Below are 16,603 nucleotides of genomic sequence, written 5' to 3'. Positions count from 1 at the left end.
CCTCGTGGGACCCGTTGAATGGACGTGATGACCCCAAGATCAGGAACGGACTGCGGGCCCTGACGCCGGGGACAGATGCTGAAAGGAACGACGGACGACGGCTGCTTCAGCGGGCGGCCGGGGTCACGCGGACTTCATCGCCGCTTTTGAGGGTTTCGGGGGGACTCAGCACCACCGTCTCTCCGGCCTTCAGGCCTTCGAGCACCACCGCCTGCTCGCCCACCGGCGTGCCGGTGCGCAGTCGCCGCAGCTCGGCCCGCTCGCCGTTGAGCACAAAAGCCGCGGGGGCGTCGTTGCGGGTGACCACCGCCGACCGGGGGACCAGCACCCCCGGCGGGGGCGCGGCGGCCGTTTCCGCGCGGGCCGCGAGGAAGGACACGCGTACGCCCATGTCCGGCACCAGGCGCTGGTCCTTCTGCTCCAGTGCCACCCGCACCTTGACGGTGGCTTTGCCACGATCGGCCGCCGGCACCACCGCGATCACATGCGCGGGAATGCGCCAGTCGGGATAGGCATCCAGCACGGCTTCGGCCGGCATGTCGGCCTTGACCTGACCAATGTAGGCTTCATTGACATCGACATCCACTTCCAGCGAATCCATGTCGACGATAGTGCCCACGCCGGTGCGGGTGAAGCCGCCCCCGGCGGACAGCGGCGAGACGATCTCGCCCACCTGCGCCGCCTTGGCGGTGATGACGCCGGAGAACGGTGCACGCACCACGGTGTAGTCGAAGTTGACCTGGGTCTGCGCCGACTGGGCCACGGCGGCTTCCACTTCCCTGCGACGCGCCTCCAGTTGCGCGGCATAACTGTTGACGGCGGTGCGGGCCTGCTCCGCCGCCTGACGGGTGGTCATGCCGCTGGCGGACAGTTCCTCCTGACGGCGCAGGTCCGACTGGGCCTGCAGCCACTGCGCCCGCAGCGCTTCCACATTGGCCTGCGCGCTCTTGACCGACGCCCGGGACGCCTCCAGCGCGGCCCGCAGGGCATGGTCCTCGAGCCGGGCCAGAACCTGGCCCTTGGTGACCTTGTCGCCCTCTTCAAAGAGCACTTCGGTCAGCGTGCCGGTGATCTGGGTGGAGACGGTGGCCGACCGACGGGCCGTGACGTATCCGGTGGCCTGCAGCACGGCATTGCCCCCCCCCGCCGAGCGGGACGCCACCGAGCCGGTCTGCACCTCCGGCACCTGCGCGCTGCGCCACCACCACCAGCCGCCGGCGGCCAGCAAGGCCAGCACCAGCAGCCCAGCGCCGGTGATCCAAGCCCAGGTCGGCACGCCGGTGCGCACCTCTTCGCGCTGCGTGCCATCCAGGCGCAGCTCTTTCAACAATGCGGTATCGATGACAACCCCCTCGTTCGTGGCTCAAACTTCACTGCATGGCGGGCATTCTGTGAATGCCCGGACCGATCCGGCAGCGCCATGCGACGAACGGAGGGACGGCGTCGTGAAACGACGCCAGGACAGCGCGATCAGCTTTCCACGAGCCCGTTCCTGATGGCGTACACCGTCAATTCCGAATTGTTGGACAGGCCCAGCTTCTCGAGCACCCGGGCGCGATACACGCTGACGGTCTTGGGGCTGAGCATCAATTCTTCTGCAATATCCGACAGCCGCTTGCCCGATGCAATCATCACCAGGGTCTGCAATTCGCGATCGGACAATTTCTGATGCGCCTGTTCGGGCGCTGGCGCGGTGAGGCTTTCCACCAGCATCTGGGCGATCTCGGGCGTCACATATTTGCGGCCCTGCGCCACCGTGCGCACCGCCTGCACCAGCAGCTGCGGATCCCCACCCTTGTTGACATAGCCGTACGCGCCGGCCCGCAGGGCACGGATGGCGTACTGGTCCTCGGGATACATCGAGACGATCAGCACCCGGGTGGCCGTGCCCTCATCCTTGAGCACATGCAGCACATCCAGGCCACTGCGGCCTGGCATGTTGATGTCCAGCACCAGCACATCACACTGCTTGTCCACCGGCAGCGCCCGCATGACGCTGCGCAGTTCGGGGTAGTCACCGGCCTCGCCCACGACTTCGATGTCGGGCGCGTCGGCCAGGGTGTCGCGGATGCCCCGGCGGATCAGGGCATGGTCGTCACACAGAATCACTTTGATCATAGTTGGCCCCATGTGGACGGGTCATGCTCCGACTGCGCACCGGCACCCGAGGCGCCGGCCCCGTCCTCCTCCGCAAAATCATCCTCAAACGGGTGGATCACCCCCCGCAGCGGGACCGACAGAATCAGGCTGGTGCCATGCACGCCCGAACTCATGTCCACCCAGCCCCCCACGGTGGCCGCGCGCTCCCGCAGCCCTCGGATGCCGAAGCTGCGGGCCTTGCTCAGGTCGCCGGGCGCCAGGCCCTGACCGTTGTCCTTGACCTCCAGGGTCAGCACACCACCGTCCATGCTGAGTTCCACGTCCACGCGGCTTGCATTGGCATGTTTGGACACATTGGTCAGCGCCTCCTGAGCCGTCCGGTAGGCCACCAGGGGCACGCCGGCGGGCAGAGGCTGCACCTCGTCGCCGCTGCGCACCGCGGTAGGAATGCCGGTGCGTCGCTCAAAACGGGCGGCCAACCATTGCACTGCTGCCAGCAAACCCTGTTCCAGGATGGCCGGGCGCAGGTTGTGCATGATTCGCTGACTCGATTCAATGGCGCTGCTCACGGTTTCCAGGGCGGATTGCACCCGCTGCTGGACCGCGGCATCATCAGAATGTCGAGCGATCCAGGCCAGGTCGAATTTAATGGCGGTCAATGAGCCGCCCACATCGTCATGGATTTCACGGGCAATGGCGGCACGTTCCATTTCCACGCTGGTCTGCAGGTGACCCGCCAGCTCGTGCAATTGCTGTTTGGATTTGATGAGTTCCCGGTCCGATTCCTGGCGTGCCCGCCGGGCTTCGCAGGATTCGATCGCATGCAGCAGCGCCGGCGCCAGGCGGGCGAGGTTGTTCTTGAGCAGGTAGTCGGAGGCGCCGTTGCGCATGGCGGCCACCGCGGTGTCCTCCCCGATTTCCCCGGACACCAGGATGAAAGGCAGGATCAGTTGACGCTGCCGGATGAGGTCCAGCACCACCAGCCCGGAAAAACCGGGCAGGTTGTAGTCCGAAATGATGGCGTCCCACGGCTGGCCGAGCGCCGCTTCGACCGCCGCCAGGCTGTCGAGACGGGTGATCTCGAAAGAAAGCCCGGCCCGTTGCAACTGGGCCAGGATCAGTTGATGGTCCAGATCGGAGTCTTCGATGTGCAGCAAACGCAGGCGGCGTTCGCCCTGAGGCAAGGCAGGCATGCCGCGAGTATGCCAAGTTTGTCGCGACTCCCCGGGATGCGCGCGCGCAACTCGTCTTCGTTCACATCTGGAAACCTTAGAGTCCTGGGTTTACGCTGGAGAGGAAGTTCTCGGCGGCCCGTTCTGAAAGTGTGGAAAGGTGGACGAAGCCCAATATTGGGGTCACTTTGGCCAATTACTTCCATCGACAGATGCCTGCTAAAAGCCGAAGATTCCTGCAGCCAAGAAGAGTCTCGCCGCACACCGAGTTGGGTCGGTGTGAGCACGAAGTGTGGACATCGCATGTGGAGCCAAGATGCAAATCGATGAGACAGCGGTCGAGCAGGACAGTGGCCTGATGCCGTTGCTGGCCGCCGCCGAGCTGCAGGACCATCTCATGACGGTCAACAATGACCTCGAGCGCCTGCAGCGGTTGCTGGATGACACGGGTGAGACCTTGTCCAGCCACTTTTTCGGGGCCTCCAGCCTGATTGACCAGCTCCTGTCACGCGCCAGCAGCGACCAGGACAAGGACGCCCTTCAACAGGTGATGCTGCACCTGGCCGGCGCGGTCACGGCGCTGCAGTTTCACGACATGTCCACGCAGCTGATCAACCATACCAGCCAGCGTTTGCGCAATTGTTCCGATCAACTCGCCCGAGATGCCTTCGGGGACGACGAAGATGGGGCTGCTGTAGTGGAAACTGCCCCGCTGAGACCGAATCCGGTCACCCAGGACGAAATGGATGCTGGCTCGATCGAGCTGTTTTGACCTTCGTCAGCAACCACAAGTCCCACAAAAAAACAACCGCTGCTGTAGCCTAAAGAATCTCAAGCTGCAACCGAAAACCGCTTGTCATCCGGAGAACCAAAAATGCCCTCGATCCTCGCCGTAGACGATTCGGCCTCCATGCGCCAGATGGTCTCGTTCACCCTCAAGAATGCGGGTTTCAATGTCGTGGAGGCGGTGGACGGGCAGGATGCCTGGGAGAAATCCACCCAGCGCGACTTCGATCTGGTGCTGACCGACCAGAACATGCCCCGGATGGACGGCATCAGCCTGACCAAGAAGCTGCGGGACAACCCGAAGTTCAAGACCACCCCCATCCTCATCCTGACGACCGAGTCCAGCGACCAGATGAAGCAGGCCGGCCGCGCCGCCGGTGCCACCGGCTGGCTGGTCAAGCCATTCGACCCGGCCAAGCTGATCGAAGTGATCGGCAAGGTCATCCGCTGAACCCGCGGGGGAGAGATAGATGGGAGATATGACCTCCGAAGGCGCCAACCTCGGCGCCGGCATCGACCTGAGTCAGTTCTACCAAGTCTTCTTTGAAGAAGCCGGTGAGAACCTCGACAACATGGAGCAACTGCTGCTGAATCTGGATATCGACAATCCGGACGACGAGCAGATGAATGCCATTTTCCGCTGCGCCCACTCCATCAAGGGGGGCGCCGCGACCTTTGGCTTCAATGATGTGGCCGAGCTGACCCACCAGATGGAAACGCTGCTGGACAAGCTGCGGCGTCACGAACTGGCCCCCACGTCACCGATGGTGGACGTGCTGCTGCAGTCGGGTGACGCGCTGCGCGCCCAACTGGCCCGCCATCAGGGTTCCGGTGCCGATGCGGTCGACACCAGCGCGCTGCTGGTCGACATTCGCGCCCTCGTGGAAGGCCGTGAGCTGGACGGCAACCGGGCTGCGGCCGCGCCCGCTGCAGCAGCCGCGCCTGCGCCGGCCCCCGCCGCCGCATCGCCCTCTCCCGCCCCGCTGACCTCTTCGGTGCGTCAGCTGGAGCTGCTCGTCGGCCCGCTGAGCAATCCGGCGCAGGCCGACAACCTGGTCGACCTGTTCAAGGAAATCACCGACCTCGGCACGATCGAGCCGCTGGACGGTGGCATCTCCGCCGACGGCATGCGTCGCTTCAAGGTGCTCACCAGCAGCAGCGACAACGACCTGCTGGACCTGTTCACCTTCCACGTCTCCCGCGAGCAGGTCAAGATCCTGCCGATCGGCCCAGGCTTTGGATTCCATGAAGGCGCCCCGGGCGCTCCGAAGGAAGAAGCGAAGAAGGACGAGGATCCGGGCTACGGCTTCTTTGAAGATTCCCCCGGCCTGCCTGCTGCCACCAATTCGGAGCAGAAGGCCGCCGAGGCTCCCAAGGCCGCCGTGCCGGTGCCGGTCAAGCCGGCGGTGCCGGCCAAGGCCGATGCGCCGGCCCGTGCCGGTGGTGCCAACATGGACCAGTCCACCCTGCGCGTCTCGGTGGAAAAGGTCGACCAGCTGATCAACCTGGTGGGCGAGCTGGTCATCACCCAGGCGATGCTGGCCCAGAACAGCCGCAACCTGGATCCGGCGCTGTATCAGCAGCTGGCTTCGGGTCTGGCCGATTTGGAACGCAACACCCGGGATCTGCAGGAATCGGTGATGTCGATTCGGATGATTCCGATGTCGGTCGTCTTCAACCGCTTCCCCCGCATGCTGCGCGACCTGGCCGCGAAGCTGGGCAAGAAGGTCGAGCTGGTCACCCAAGGGGAAGCCACCGAGCTGGACAAGGGCCTGGTGGAAAAGATCACCGACCCGCTGACCCACCTGGTGCGCAACAGCTGCGACCACGGCATCGAGACCCCGGCCGAGCGTGCGGCCAAGGGCAAGCCGGAACAGGGCACGATCACGCTGGTGGCGTCCCATCAGGGCGGCTCCATCGTCATCGAAGTGCGCGACGACGGCCGTGGCCTGAACCGCGAGAAGCTGATCCGCAAGGCCCGCGAAAAGGGCATCGATGCGCCGGACACCATGAGCGACCAGGAAGTCTGGGGTCTGATCTTCGCGCCGGGCTTCTCCACGGCCGATCAGGTCACCGACGTGTCGGGCCGTGGCGTGGGCATGGACGTGGTCAAGAAGAACATCACCTCGCTGGGCGGCACGGTGGAGATCGACTCCGCTGAAGGCTACGGCATGAAGGTCTCGGTCCGCCTGCCGCTGACCCTGGCCATCATGGACGGCATGAGCGTGGGTGTGGGCGAAGAGGTCTACATCCTGCCGCTGTCCTCGGTGGTCGAGTCCTTCCAGGTGCAGTCCGACACCATCAAGACCGTGGGCGGCTCCGGCCGTGTGGTCGAGGTGCGTGACGAGTTCATGCCGGTGGTGGAATTGGAGCAGGTATTCAACGTGCCCCGCTTCGACTTCGAGCATGTCAGCTCCATCATGGTCGTTGTGGAAGCTGAAGGCGGCCGCGTGGCCATGCTGGTGGACGAATTGCTCGGCCAGCAGCAGGTGGTGGTGAAGAACCTGGAAGCCAACTATCGCAAGGTGCCGGATGTATCGGGCGCCACGATCATGGGGGATGGCCGCGTGGCCCTCATTCTGGATGTCGGCAGTCTGGTCCGCCGGTCACGTCATTGAACCGCTCCGGCTGTTTCCCTCTTGAGGTAGACCTATGAATTTCAGCGCACTGCTTCGGCAGTTCAGCATCAGGACCCGCATGATCGGCGCCATCGCCATCGTGCTGGTGCTGCTGCTGGTGGTCGGGAGCGTCGGTCTGTTCGGCATGCAATCCATGCGCGGACAGACGCAGGAGTTCCTGGATAAATCGTCGGAACGCGGCCGTGTGGTCAGCAATCTGGTCGGGGCGATGGGTTTGGTGCGTGTCCATGAAAAGGACATGATCATCAACTACGAGAAGCCCGAGGTGGTGAAGGAGCGGCATGCCAAGTGGGACGCCGCCCGCAGCCAGGCCGCTGGCTTCGTGGCCGAACTGACCAAGCTCAGCGACGATGAAGACAAGGCGTTGCTGGACAAGATCAAGGGCGCGCTGGAGACCTATGCGAGCAAGGCCTCGAATGTGGTGAACCAGCTTGAAGCGGGCGCGTATGACCACGCGGCCGTGGCGGACCGCCTGCTGCAGCCCGCCAAAGATCAGGTGAAGGAGGCGGAAGCCCAGATCGCCGAATACTCCAAGCGGCTGGAAGCTGAATCGCAAGCCATGCGGACCGGGATGGAAAGCACCCAGTCCAAGGTGCTGTGGACCTTTGTGCTGGTGCTGGTGTTTGCCGCCGTCGTGGTGGTGCCGCTGACGCTGCTGAACATGAACAGCATCTGCGGCCCGCTGGTGGAAGCTGAAGCGCTGGCCGGTGCCATCGCCGAGGGCGACCTCTCCCGCGTCATGACCCGGGTGGAAGGCAAGGACGAAGCGTCCAAGCTGATGCAGTCGCTGCATCGCATGCAGGAAGCGCTGCAGACGATGGTGGGGCAACTGCGCACCGCCGCCGATTCGATCCGTACCGCCTCGGTGGAAATCGCCACCGGCAACCAGGACCTGTCCAGCCGGACGGAGCAGACGGCCTCCAACCTGCAGGAAGCCGCTTCGTCGCTGGTGCAGCTGACCGGCACCGTCAAGCAGACCGCCGATTCCGCCCGCACCGCCAACCAGCTGGCTTCCTCCGCCTCCGGCGCAGCGGCCAAGGGCGGCGAAGTGGTCAGCCAGGTGGTCTCCACCATGGACGAGATCAACGCCAGCTCCAAGCGCATCAGCGACATCATCGGCACCATCGATGGCATCGCCTTCCAGACCAACATCCTGGCCCTGAATGCCGCTGTGGAAGCGGCTCGTGCCGGGGAACAGGGCCGCGGCTTCGCGGTGGTGGCCGGTGAAGTGCGCTCGCTGGCCCAGCGCAGCGCTGAAGCGGCCCGCGAGATCAAGTCGCTGATCGGCGCCAGCGTCGAGCGCGTCGAGACCGGTGCCCGCCTGGTGCAGGAAGCCGGCACGTCGATGAGCGACATCGTCTCCAGCGTGCAGCGCGTGACCGACATCATTGGCGAGATCACCGCGGCCTCCAGCGAGCAGAGCGACGGCATCAGCCAGGTCAACCAGGGCGTCAGCCAGCTGGACCAGATGACCCAGCAGAACGCCGCGCTGGTGGAAGAAAGCGCTGCTGCGGCGGAAAGCCTCAAGGACCAGGCCGAGCGCCTGGGCTCGGTGGTGGACCGCTTCCGCGTCAATCCGCATGCGGCCGTGGCGACGTCCTCGTCCCTGTTCAGCGGCGCAGGCAAGCCGGCGGCGAAGGCCCCGGTGGAACCCAGCTTCAAGCCGACGCCCGGGGCTGCGGCGCCGAAGGCCAGCACCAGCGTGACGTCCCCGGCCAGCAGGCCGATGACGGTCAAGCCCGCCACGACCACCGCCGCCGCCAAGGCGCCCGCTTCCGCATCGGCGAATGCGCCGGCGAAGACAGCGTTGAAGGCCCCGGTGAAGGCACCCGTGAAGGCGCCCGCCAAGGCAGCGACGGTCAAGCCCGTCGCCAAGGCCAGCCCCGCTCCGAAACCCAAGGCGTCCGCCCCCAAGGCAGCCGCTGCTCCGTTTACTCCCGCGCCGGCCCAGCCGGTCACCACCGCCGCCGATGACGGCGACTGGGAAACCTTTTAATCAGCCGCACGAGGTCACTTCATGGAAATCGTCCAACAAACCGGCACGCAAGTCGTGCAAGCAGGCTCCGGCGCGCTGGCCCTCCAGTCCGGCTCGGGCAATGTCGCACCGTCCAATGGTGAATACCTGACCTTCCGCCTCGGCCAGGAAGAGTACGGCATCGACATCCTGAAGGTGCAGGAAATCCGCTCCTACGAGCAGCCCACCCGCATCGCCAACGCTCCGGATTTCATCAAGGGCGTGGTCAATCTGCGCGGCGTCATCGTGCCGATCGTGGACCTGCGCCTGAAGCTCGGTTGCGCCACCGCGGAATACAACAGCTTCACCGTGGTCATCGTGCTGAACGTGAAGAACCGCGTGGTCGGTGCCGTGGTGGACTCGGTGTCCGACGTGCTGGAACTGAGCCGTGAAGCCATCCGTCCGGCGCCGGAACTCAGCGCCAGCGCGGTGAACACCAGCTTCATCATGGGCATCGGCGCCGTCAGCGAACGCATGCTGATCCTGATCGACATCGAAGGCCTGATGAGCAGCGCCGACATGGGCCTGATGGATTCCATCACCGGCTGATCGATCTGCCAGCGGGGGCGCTTGTGTGGCGCCCTGCTCCGACGGTCCTGCGCGGACCCAAAACAAAAGCGCCTGGCATGCCAGGCGCTTTTGTTTTGGGAGGCGCCGGCTCAGCGCGCATCGCACGGGCCTGCGCCGCTTCAGTCCTGCGCGTCCCGCAGCGTCTGCACCACCGGGCGCTTGAGCACGCCGCGCAGCGCCCACCAGCCCGCCAGTTGGGCCAGCACCGCGCCGCCCACGGTCGTGCCCAGCAGCACCCAGGGCTTGAACTGCCATTCGAAGTCGAAGGCATATCGCGTCAGCGCCCAGCCCATGGCCTGGGCGGCGCCTCCGGCCAGAAAACCGGCCAGCGCCCCCAGCCCCAGCAGTTCGGCCCGCTGCACCGCAGCCATCAAGGCGCTGGACGCGCCCATGGCCCGCATCAGCGCAAATTCCCGGGTCCGGGCTTCGCGGGATCCGACGGCGGCCACCAGCAGCACCACCACGCCCAGCGCCAGCGCGACGGCGAACAACAGCTGCACCGCCATGCTCACCTGTTCCAGCACCGACTGGATCTGCTTGAGCTCGGCCGACACATCCACCAGCGTGAGGTTGGGGAAGGCGCGCACCAGCGCACGATCCATGGCCAGCGCCTGGCCCGGCGGCGTGTGGAAGGCGGAGATGTAGCTCAGCGGCAGGTCTGGCATCTCGGCCTGTGGAAACAGCACAAAAAAGTTGACGCGCATCGAGCCCCAATCGACCTTTCGCAGACTGGTGATGCGGGATTCGACGGTGGTGCCGGCAATGTCGAAGGCCAGGCGGTCGCCCAGCTTCAGCCCGAGCTGATCGGCCAGGCCCTGTTCGACACTGAGCCCGTCCTTCTCATTGGCCGTCCATTGGCCGCGGCTGATTTCATTGTGACTGGGCAGCTCCGCACTGTGGCTCAGGTTGAATTCCCGCTCCACCAGACGCTGCGCCCGTTCTTCCTGGAACTGCCCCGCGCTCACCGCCTTGCCATTGATGCTGACGAGCCGGCCCCGGATCATCGGATACCAGTCGTAGTCCTTCACGCCGGCCTTCTCAAGCTCACCGCGGAAGGCCGCGCCCTGGTCCGGCTGGATGTTGATCACAAAGCGGTCCGGCGCGTTGGCCGGTGTGGCGGCACGCCAGCTGTCGATCAGGTCGGTGCGCAGCAGCACCAGCAGCGCCAGCGCCAGCAGACCCAGCGAGAGCGCGCCCACCTGCAGCACGGCAAAAGCCGGGCGGGCGGCCACCTGACGGGTGGCCAGCAACAGCCAGCGTGGCGCACCCGCCTGTGGCACCACCCGGCGCAGCGCGACGACCGCCAGCCAGGCCATCAGCGCAAACAGCGCCAGCGCCACCACAAAGCCGCCCGTGGCGATCAGGCCCAGACGCCAGTCTGCGGACAGGGCGGTGAGTACCGCCACAAAGCCCAGCACGCCCGCGCCCAGCACCAGGATCGACGTGGCCTTGGGCCGGCCGACATCGCGGCGGATGACCCGCAGCGGCGGGACGGAGGCCAGTTGCAGCACCGGCGGCAGGCCGAAACCCAGCAGCAGGCTCATGCCCATGCCCAGGCCGAGCAGCACCGGCCAGGCGCCTGCAGCGGGCAGGTCCACCGCGATCAGGCCGGCCAGCAGGCCGATGAAGACGTAGTGCAGCAGGAAGCCGAGCAGGATGCCCAGGCTGCTCGCCACGGCCCCCACCAGCGCAAACTCCAGCGTGAAGACCCAGGAGAGCCGGCGCTGCGGCTGACCCAGCACCCGCAGCATGGCGCAGTCGTTCAGGTGGCGATTGGCAAATTCACGGGCCGCCAGGGCCACGGCGATGGCCGCCAGCAGCGCCGCCAGCAAGGCCACCAGGTTGAGGAACTTGGTGGCCCGGTCCAGCGTCTGACGCATCTCCGGACGGCCGGACTCCAGCGACTCCAGCCGGATGCCGCGCAAGTTCTGCGCTTTCACGGCCTGCTGCGTCTCGGTGGTGAAACTGCGCACCGCCGCTTCATTGCCCACCACGCCGAAGCGGTAGGTCACCCGGCTGGCGGGCTGGATCAGACCCGTGGCCGGCAGATCCGCCTGGGCCACCATCACCCGCGGCATCAGATTCATGAAACCGGCCCCACGGTCGGGCTCATTGCCGATCTGGCCGGCGATGCGCAGCGTGGCATCCCCCAGCAGCACCGAATCTCCCACCTTGACGCTCAAGGCCGTCAGCACGCCGGGGTCGACCCACACCGTGCCAGGCGCTGGCGCACCGGTCTTGGTGCCATCGGACAGCGTCAGCTTGCCCCGCAGCGGATAGCTGGGGCTGACCGCCTTCACCGACACCAGCCGGCTGCCCCCGCCTTGCGCATCGGGCGCGCGGGCCATGCTGGGGAAGCTCAGGGTGTCCACCGTCTGCATGTTCAGGCGCTGGGCCAGTGCCCGCACGGGCGCGGGCGTGGGCTGGTCGCTGGCGAGCACCACATCGCCACCGAGCAGCTGCGCAGCATCGCGACGCAGACCGCGGTCCAGGCGGTCGGACAGGAAGGCCACGGCACAGACCGCCGCCACCGCCAGGATCAGGGCGAGGATCAGCAGGGAGAGTTCCCCCGCCCGCGCATCCCGCCAGGTCTGGAGGGCCGTCTGCCGCCACAGGGACGGCGGGCGGCGGGAGCTGGGGGCGGGGCCGGTGGCCGGCCAGGTGTCGGAAGGCGGAACGGACTGGGACGGGGATTGCGCGCTCATGGGTGGACTGTAGCGAATGACGCGCCTGCACGTGCTCGGAGGTACAAGCAGTTTGAACAGACCATGCAAGGGGTTTTGATCCCCGACCGGCCGGTCCGCGCTGCAATGAAGGCATGACGATGCACTTCCCTGCCCTCTTTGTCTCGCACGGCTCCCCAATGATCGCGCTGGAGCCCGGAGCGACCGGTGCCTTTCTCACCCATCTGGGCCAGACCCTGGACCGCCGCTTCGGCCGCCCGAGGGCGGTGCTGGCCGTCTCCGCCCACACCACCGCGCGCGCGCCGGTGCTGCTGGGCGGCGCGCAGCATGAGGCCGTCTACGACTTCGGCGGGTTCCCGCAGGCGCTGTACGAATTGCGGTATGACGCGCCCGGCGCGCCGGACCTGGCAGCCACGGTGGGCGAGCGTCTGCAGGCGCCGGTGCTGGAACGCGGCGGCCTGGATCACGGCATCTGGACGGCGATGCGCTACCTGTATCCGGACGCCGATGTGCCGGTGGTGCCGCTGGCCCTCACGCCCATGGCGTCCCCCGCTGAACTGATGGCGATGGGGGCGCAACTGCGATCGCTGTCCGAGGACGGCGTGCTGGTGCTGGCCACCGGCAGCATCACCCACAACCTGCGTCTGCTGATGAGCCAGCGCCCCTGGGGCGGCGCGCCCACCGAGAACGATCCGGAGATGCCGGAGTCGGCCGCCTTCCGGACCTGGTTTGCAGCACGCAGCGAAGCGCGAGACTGGGAAGCTCTGGCGCAATACCGCGTCCAGGCCCCGAACGCGGTGATGATGCATCCGACCGATGAGCATCTGCTGCCCTGGTTCGTGGCGGCCGGCCTGGGTGGCCGGGAAGAAGCACCACAGCGCATCTTCGAGGCCGTCACCTTCGGCTGCCTGGGGATGGATGCGTATGCCTTCGGGCCGCAGGCTGGGGCGCTGCGGGAGGCTCTTCAAAACACCCCTTGACAAGATCCCCGAGACCTGTCGGCTTCCGGGAACCTTTGGGGAACGTTCGTCCCCTGACGAGGCCAGTCGATGGCCTCGTTGACGGGGGCATCAGAGGAAGATCGCGGCCAGGATGCCCAGAATCAGCGCCCACTTGACGATGTAATACCCCAGGCGGGTGCGCTGCTTGAAGGCCTTGAAGAAGATCCGCACCTTGTAGGCGTGGAAGAAGAACTTGTTGAGTCCGCCAATGGGTTCGGACTCCAGGTTCTGCGTGGCCGCAGCGGTCATGACCACCTTGCCGAACCAGCGATTGAGCCAGCGCATCGGGGCGAAGTGCAGCGGACGCTCCACGTCGCAGAACAGGATCACGCGCTGATGCTGGGTGCTGTTCTCGGCGTAGTGGATGAAGGTCTCATCGAACATCACCGCTTCACCGTCGCGCCAGTGATAACGCTCGCCGTCGACTTCGATGAAACAGTCGGGATGGTTGGGGGTGGTCAGGCCCAGGTGGTAACGCAGCGAGCCGGCATAGGGGTCGCGATGACGCACCAGGCGCGCGCCCGGCGGCAGCGAAGCAAACATGGCGGCCTTGATGGTCGGAATGCGCTGCAGGAGTTCCACCGTTTTCGGGCACAGGGACTGGGCCGATTCCATGTCGCGGTCATACCACTTCAGGTAGAAGCGCTTCCAGCCGGTGCGGAAGAAGGAATTGAAGCCGATATCGTTGTAGCCGGAGGCGGCCTTGATGTAGCCCTCGTCATTCAGGCGCAGCGCTTCATCGCGGATCAGCTGCCAGTTGTCGCGCAGCAGGTCCAGCTCCTTGAAGTCGTCGGTCTTCAGGTAGGGGGTCGCTGGCGGCCGCGAGAACAGATACATGGCCGCATTGATGGGCGCCAGCAGCACCGTGAAATCGGTCAGCGCGCGCGCCAGCTTGAAACGCACACGGCCCCGGAAGTGGGCATACAGCGCGGAAGCGATGAAGATCGCCAGCACCCAGTAGCGCACGGGCGGCAGCCATTCAGCCATGTGGACAGGCATGAGAACTCTCTAGACTCAGCAAGCGCGGGATTATCGCAGCGAAGGGGGTGTCACGTGACAGCCCGTCGCGCGACCGTGCGGCGGTCGTCGGCCAGGGAGAGGGCCCAGACCAGCAGACCGCCAATGGCCAGGGCCAGGCCGACCCAGCCGGTGGAGGTCCAGCCGTAACCCGCCGCGATGGCCATGCCACCCAGCCAGGGGCCTAGGGCATTGGCGGCATTGAAGGCTGAGTGATTCAGCGCGGCAGCCAAGGTCTGCGCATCACCGGCGACGTCCATCAGCCGGGTCTGCAGCACCGCGCCCAGGCCGCCGCCGCAGCCGATCATGAAGACCACCGGCAGCAGCGTCCCCAGATGGCCGGCGGCGAAGGGGAACAGCGCCAGGGAGACGGCGCTCCAAAGCAGGATGCCACCGACGGTGGGCATCAACGCGCGGTCGGCGGCCCAGGCGCACGCCAGGGTGCCGACCGTCATGCCCAGGCCAAACACGCTGAACACAATGGGCAGCAGCGATGGGCTGGCGCCGGTCACTTCCAGCAGGGTGGAGGCCAGGTAGGTGTAGACCGCGAACATGCCGCCGAAGCCGATGGCGCCGATGCCCAGGGTGAGCCACACCTGCCGCTTCGCGAGGGCACCGAGTTCGCGCATGGCGCTGGCGCCGGGCTGGACCTCATCCTTGGGCACTTGGGTCGCGACCAGCGCGGCCGTGCACAGCGACAGCAGCGCGACGATCGCAAAGCCCCAGCGCCAGCCGACCCATTGCCCCAGCGCATTGGCCAAGGGCACGCCGATGATGGTGGCAACGGTCAGACCCAGCATCATCATGCTAACCGCCTGGGCGCGGCGTTCCGGAGCCACCAGTGAGGCGGCGACGAGCGCACCCACACCAAAGTAGGCGCCGTGCGGCAGGCCGCTGAGGAAGCGGAACAGCAGCATCGAGTAATAGCCCGGCGCGATGGCGCTCAGGCCATTGCCGACGGCGAAGGCCATCATCAGCAGGATCAGGAGGGTGCGTCGCGGCAGCTTCGCACCGAGTGTGGCGAAGATCGGCGCGCCGACCACGACGCCGAGGGCATAGGCACTGATCACGCGGCCGGCAGTGGGGACGTCGATCCCCAGATCGGGGGAGAAGAACGGCACTAGCGTCATCGCCGCGAATTCGGTCGTGCCGATGGAGAAGCCGCCCAAAGCCAGGGCCAGGAGCGCCCAGACCAGATGAGGATGGCGACCCGCGGCATCAGGTGCCGACTGGGATCCACCCGCGGCGGGCGTCCGCCTGGCTTGGGCGTGAGCCGCAGGAGTATCGGGGGCGCCAGGGGTGTGTGCAGACGAGGGAGCGGCCGGTGGAGTCATGGGGCTTGCAAGCAAACGTTCAGGTAGCGTTCAGCATTGCAACATGAATCGGACAAACGGCGTCTGAGTAGGGTCGAAGAGCGCCCGAATGGAGCGCGGACGTGCTGCTGGAGGCGCTGAAGGCGCCTCTACGTGCCCCCGCTCGGATGCTGCGCCGCGCGTCCTGGCTCGGCTACAATGGTCAGCGATGCGGGTGTAGTTCAATGGTAGAACGCTAGCTTCCCAAGCTCGATACGTGGGTTCGATTCCCATCACCCGCTCCAGCATCGGCAGCCTCGCCGTGACTGAAGTAGACCGCGCGCCAAAAGACGAGGCGCGTTCGCTGAACCTCCTCCCCCCCCTTCAACTCCCTGCTGAGCGTTCCTAGCGCCCACGACGCTTCTGGTTGCCATGCGCCGATTTGCTCGTTCTGAGCGAAGTGAACTTTCAGACGTTGTAGAGGCGGTGGATCGGGCGCAACGTCTCGGACGATGTCGGCGGCCCGGTCAGCCCGAGCGCTGTCGTAGAAGGCGAGCGCCAGGCGGAGTCACTCTTGCTTCGACTGGAACGCTGGCTTCGTGCCCCCCCGACATGCACAGACGGGCAGCCGCTCAAGAATTTTTTTGACCCGCTGTAACCCAATCGACGAACGGCACGAACTAACCCTCGTGTCCGGCAGCACACCGCTGCAGGGCCGCTAGCCCTCTCAACGATTGGAGAACCCCATGTCCACCAAAGTCACCTTCACCGCTGCCCTGCTCGCTTCCGCCGTCGCTGGCGTTCTGGCCACTTCGGCCCATGCCGGCGCCATGCCCGAGGCCAAGGCGGACACGAAGACCGAAGCCAAGAAGGAAAAGTGCTACGGCGTCGCCCTCAAGGGCCAGAACGACTGCGCCGCCGGCCCGGGCACCACCTGCCAAGGCACCTCCACCGAAGACTATCAAGGCAACGCCTGGAAGTTCGTGCCGGCCGGCACCTGCACGTCCATGAAGGTGCCCGGCGGCCAGGGCTCCCTGACGCCCATCATGAAGCGCTGAAACCTGGATGGCTACGCTCACCGGGCGAGCAGGCCCGGTGACTTCACGCCACAGGCGGGCATGCCTGGTGACGTCGTGCCGCAAGCGTCTATGACTGGCGGTCTGCGCGCTCCGGCGTCCATGCCCGGCGGGTCGCGACCGATGCGTTCACGCTCACCGCGCCGCAGGGATTCACCACTCTGGTGCCTCAGCGTCCTACGGCGTTGATTCCAGCGAGTCAACGCCTCCGGCGGCGCGCTCTCATATCCAGGAGGTCTCCGTGTCTCGCGC

13 protein-coding genes and 1 tRNA gene are annotated in these 16,603 nt (G+C 66.1%); 8 read left to right on the top strand and 6 right to left on the bottom strand.

Annotation, left to right across the window (positions count from 1 at the left end):
- Positions 1 to 106: 106 nt before the first annotated feature.
- The 3 genes from FHS28_RS19500 to FHS28_RS19490 form a co-directional block, all read right to left on the bottom strand.
- Entirely contained in the window at positions 107 to 1,330 is a 1,224-nt protein-coding gene (locus tag FHS28_RS19500; RefSeq protein ID WP_221194093.1) for an efflux RND transporter periplasmic adaptor subunit, read from the bottom strand.
- Positions 1,331 to 1,470: 140 nt separating this feature from the next.
- Entirely contained in the window at positions 1,471 to 2,118 is a 648-nt protein-coding gene (locus tag FHS28_RS19495; RefSeq protein WP_088454736.1) for a response regulator, read from the bottom strand.
- Positions 2,115 to 3,293 (bottom strand): hybrid sensor histidine kinase/response regulator, encoded by a 1,179-nt coding sequence (locus tag FHS28_RS19490; protein ID WP_088454735.1) that lies wholly within the window; start codon positions 3,291 to 3,293, stop codon positions 2,115 to 2,117. Before FHS28_RS19490 ends, FHS28_RS19495 begins: the two co-directional genes overlap by 4 nt.
- Before the next feature lie 295 nt (positions 3,294 to 3,588).
- Here FHS28_RS19490 and FHS28_RS19485 point away from each other — a divergent pair, with 295 nt between their 5' ends.
- From FHS28_RS19485 to FHS28_RS19465, 5 genes are all read left to right on the top strand, one after another.
- Positions 3,589 to 4,044 carry a hypothetical protein gene (locus FHS28_RS19485; RefSeq protein ID WP_088454734.1) on the top strand — a complete coding sequence of 152 codons (456 nt, stop codon included), beginning with the start codon at positions 3,589 to 3,591 and terminating at the stop codon, positions 4,042 to 4,044.
- Between the two features lie 102 nt (positions 4,045 to 4,146).
- On the top strand, positions 4,147 to 4,509 hold the full coding sequence (locus FHS28_RS19480) for a response regulator (RefSeq protein ID WP_058934514.1): 363 nt from the start codon (positions 4,147 to 4,149) through the stop codon (positions 4,507 to 4,509).
- Between the two features lie 19 nt (positions 4,510 to 4,528).
- Positions 4,529 to 6,676: a chemotaxis protein CheA gene (locus FHS28_RS19475; protein WP_088454733.1), complete on the top strand. Its 2,148-nt coding sequence runs from the start codon at positions 4,529 to 4,531 to the stop codon at positions 6,674 to 6,676.
- A gap of 34 nt (positions 6,677 to 6,710) precedes the next feature.
- The gene (locus tag FHS28_RS19470; protein WP_088454732.1) at positions 6,711 to 8,693 is read left to right on the top strand and encodes a methyl-accepting chemotaxis protein; all 1,983 of its coding nucleotides are present in this window, start codon (positions 6,711 to 6,713) and stop codon (positions 8,691 to 8,693) included.
- Positions 8,694 to 8,714: 21 nt separating this feature from the next.
- Positions 8,715 to 9,260: a chemotaxis protein CheW gene (locus tag FHS28_RS19465; protein ID WP_088454731.1), complete on the top strand. Its 546-nt coding sequence runs from the start codon at positions 8,715 to 8,717 to the stop codon at positions 9,258 to 9,260.
- A 140-nt stretch (positions 9,261 to 9,400) separates the two neighbouring features.
- Here FHS28_RS19465 and FHS28_RS19460 read toward each other — a convergent pair whose 3' ends face one another.
- A complete protein-coding gene (locus tag FHS28_RS19460) occupies positions 9,401 to 11,986 on the bottom strand; it encodes an ABC transporter permease (protein ID WP_088454730.1) in 2,586 nt (861 codons plus the stop codon).
- A gap of 113 nt (positions 11,987 to 12,099) precedes the next feature.
- On the opposite strand from FHS28_RS19460, the gene FHS28_RS19455 reads away from it, so the two are divergent.
- Positions 12,100 to 12,945, top strand: coding sequence for a dioxygenase family protein (locus FHS28_RS19455; protein WP_088454729.1), 846 nt, complete (start codon positions 12,100 to 12,102; stop codon positions 12,943 to 12,945).
- A gap of 90 nt (positions 12,946 to 13,035) precedes the next feature.
- On the opposite strand, the gene FHS28_RS19450 is transcribed toward FHS28_RS19455, so the two are convergent.
- Positions 13,036 to 13,932 (bottom strand): aspartyl/asparaginyl beta-hydroxylase domain-containing protein, encoded by an 897-nt coding sequence (locus FHS28_RS19450; protein ID WP_310736835.1) that lies wholly within the window; start codon positions 13,930 to 13,932, stop codon positions 13,036 to 13,038.
- An 83-nt stretch (positions 13,933 to 14,015) separates the two neighbouring features.
- Positions 14,016 to 15,317, bottom strand: a complete 1,302-nt coding sequence (locus FHS28_RS19445) for an MFS transporter (RefSeq protein WP_088454727.1) — start codon at positions 15,315 to 15,317, stop codon at positions 14,016 to 14,018.
- A gap of 189 nt (positions 15,318 to 15,506) precedes the next feature.
- Here FHS28_RS19445 and FHS28_RS19440 point away from each other — a divergent pair.
- Positions 15,507 to 15,580, top strand: a tRNA-Gly gene (locus tag FHS28_RS19440).
- Between the two features lie 441 nt (positions 15,581 to 16,021).
- Positions 16,022 to 16,333 carry a BufA1 family periplasmic bufferin-type metallophore gene (locus FHS28_RS19435; RefSeq protein ID WP_088454726.1) on the top strand — a complete coding sequence of 104 codons (312 nt, stop codon included), beginning with the start codon at positions 16,022 to 16,024 and terminating at the stop codon, positions 16,331 to 16,333.
- The last annotated feature ends 270 nt before the right edge of the window (positions 16,334 to 16,603 follow it).

The organism is Roseateles terrae, from assembly GCF_014192155.1.
Taxonomy (GTDB): domain Bacteria; phylum Pseudomonadota; class Gammaproteobacteria; order Burkholderiales; family Burkholderiaceae_C; genus Roseateles; species Roseateles terrae.
Note: the sequence above shows the minus strand (reverse complement) of the source record. Positions and strands in the feature narration are given on the sequence as shown.

What these genes read in the sequence shown, in the direction of transcription:
- FHS28_RS19495 (WP_088454736.1), bottom strand. Translation starts at nt 2,118, where the DNA reads ATGATCAAAGTGATTCTGTGTGACGACCATGCCCTGATCCGCCGGGGC.
- FHS28_RS19490 (WP_088454735.1), bottom strand. Translation starts at nt 3,293, where the DNA reads ATGCCTGCCTTGCCTCAGGGCGAACGCCGCCTGCGTTTGCTGCACATC.
- FHS28_RS19485 (WP_088454734.1), top strand. Translation starts at nt 3,589, where the DNA reads ATGCAAATCGATGAGACAGCGGTCGAGCAGGACAGTGGCCTGATGCCG.
- FHS28_RS19480 (WP_058934514.1), top strand. Translation starts at nt 4,147, where the DNA reads ATGCCCTCGATCCTCGCCGTAGACGATTCGGCCTCCATGCGCCAGATG.
- FHS28_RS19475 (WP_088454733.1), top strand. Translation starts at nt 4,529, where the DNA reads ATGGGAGATATGACCTCCGAAGGCGCCAACCTCGGCGCCGGCATCGAC.
- FHS28_RS19470 (WP_088454732.1), top strand. Translation starts at nt 6,711, where the DNA reads ATGAATTTCAGCGCACTGCTTCGGCAGTTCAGCATCAGGACCCGCATG.
- FHS28_RS19465 (WP_088454731.1), top strand. Translation starts at nt 8,715, where the DNA reads ATGGAAATCGTCCAACAAACCGGCACGCAAGTCGTGCAAGCAGGCTCC.
- FHS28_RS19460 (WP_088454730.1), bottom strand. Translation starts at nt 11,986, where the DNA reads ATGAGCGCGCAATCCCCGTCCCAGTCCGTTCCGCCTTCCGACACCTGG.
- FHS28_RS19455 (WP_088454729.1), top strand. Translation starts at nt 12,100, where the DNA reads ATGACGATGCACTTCCCTGCCCTCTTTGTCTCGCACGGCTCCCCAATG.
- FHS28_RS19445 (WP_088454727.1), bottom strand. Translation starts at nt 15,317, where the DNA reads ATGACTCCACCGGCCGCTCCCTCGTCTGCACACACCCCTGGCGCCCCC.
- FHS28_RS19435 (WP_088454726.1), top strand. Translation starts at nt 16,022, where the DNA reads ATGTCCACCAAAGTCACCTTCACCGCTGCCCTGCTCGCTTCCGCCGTC.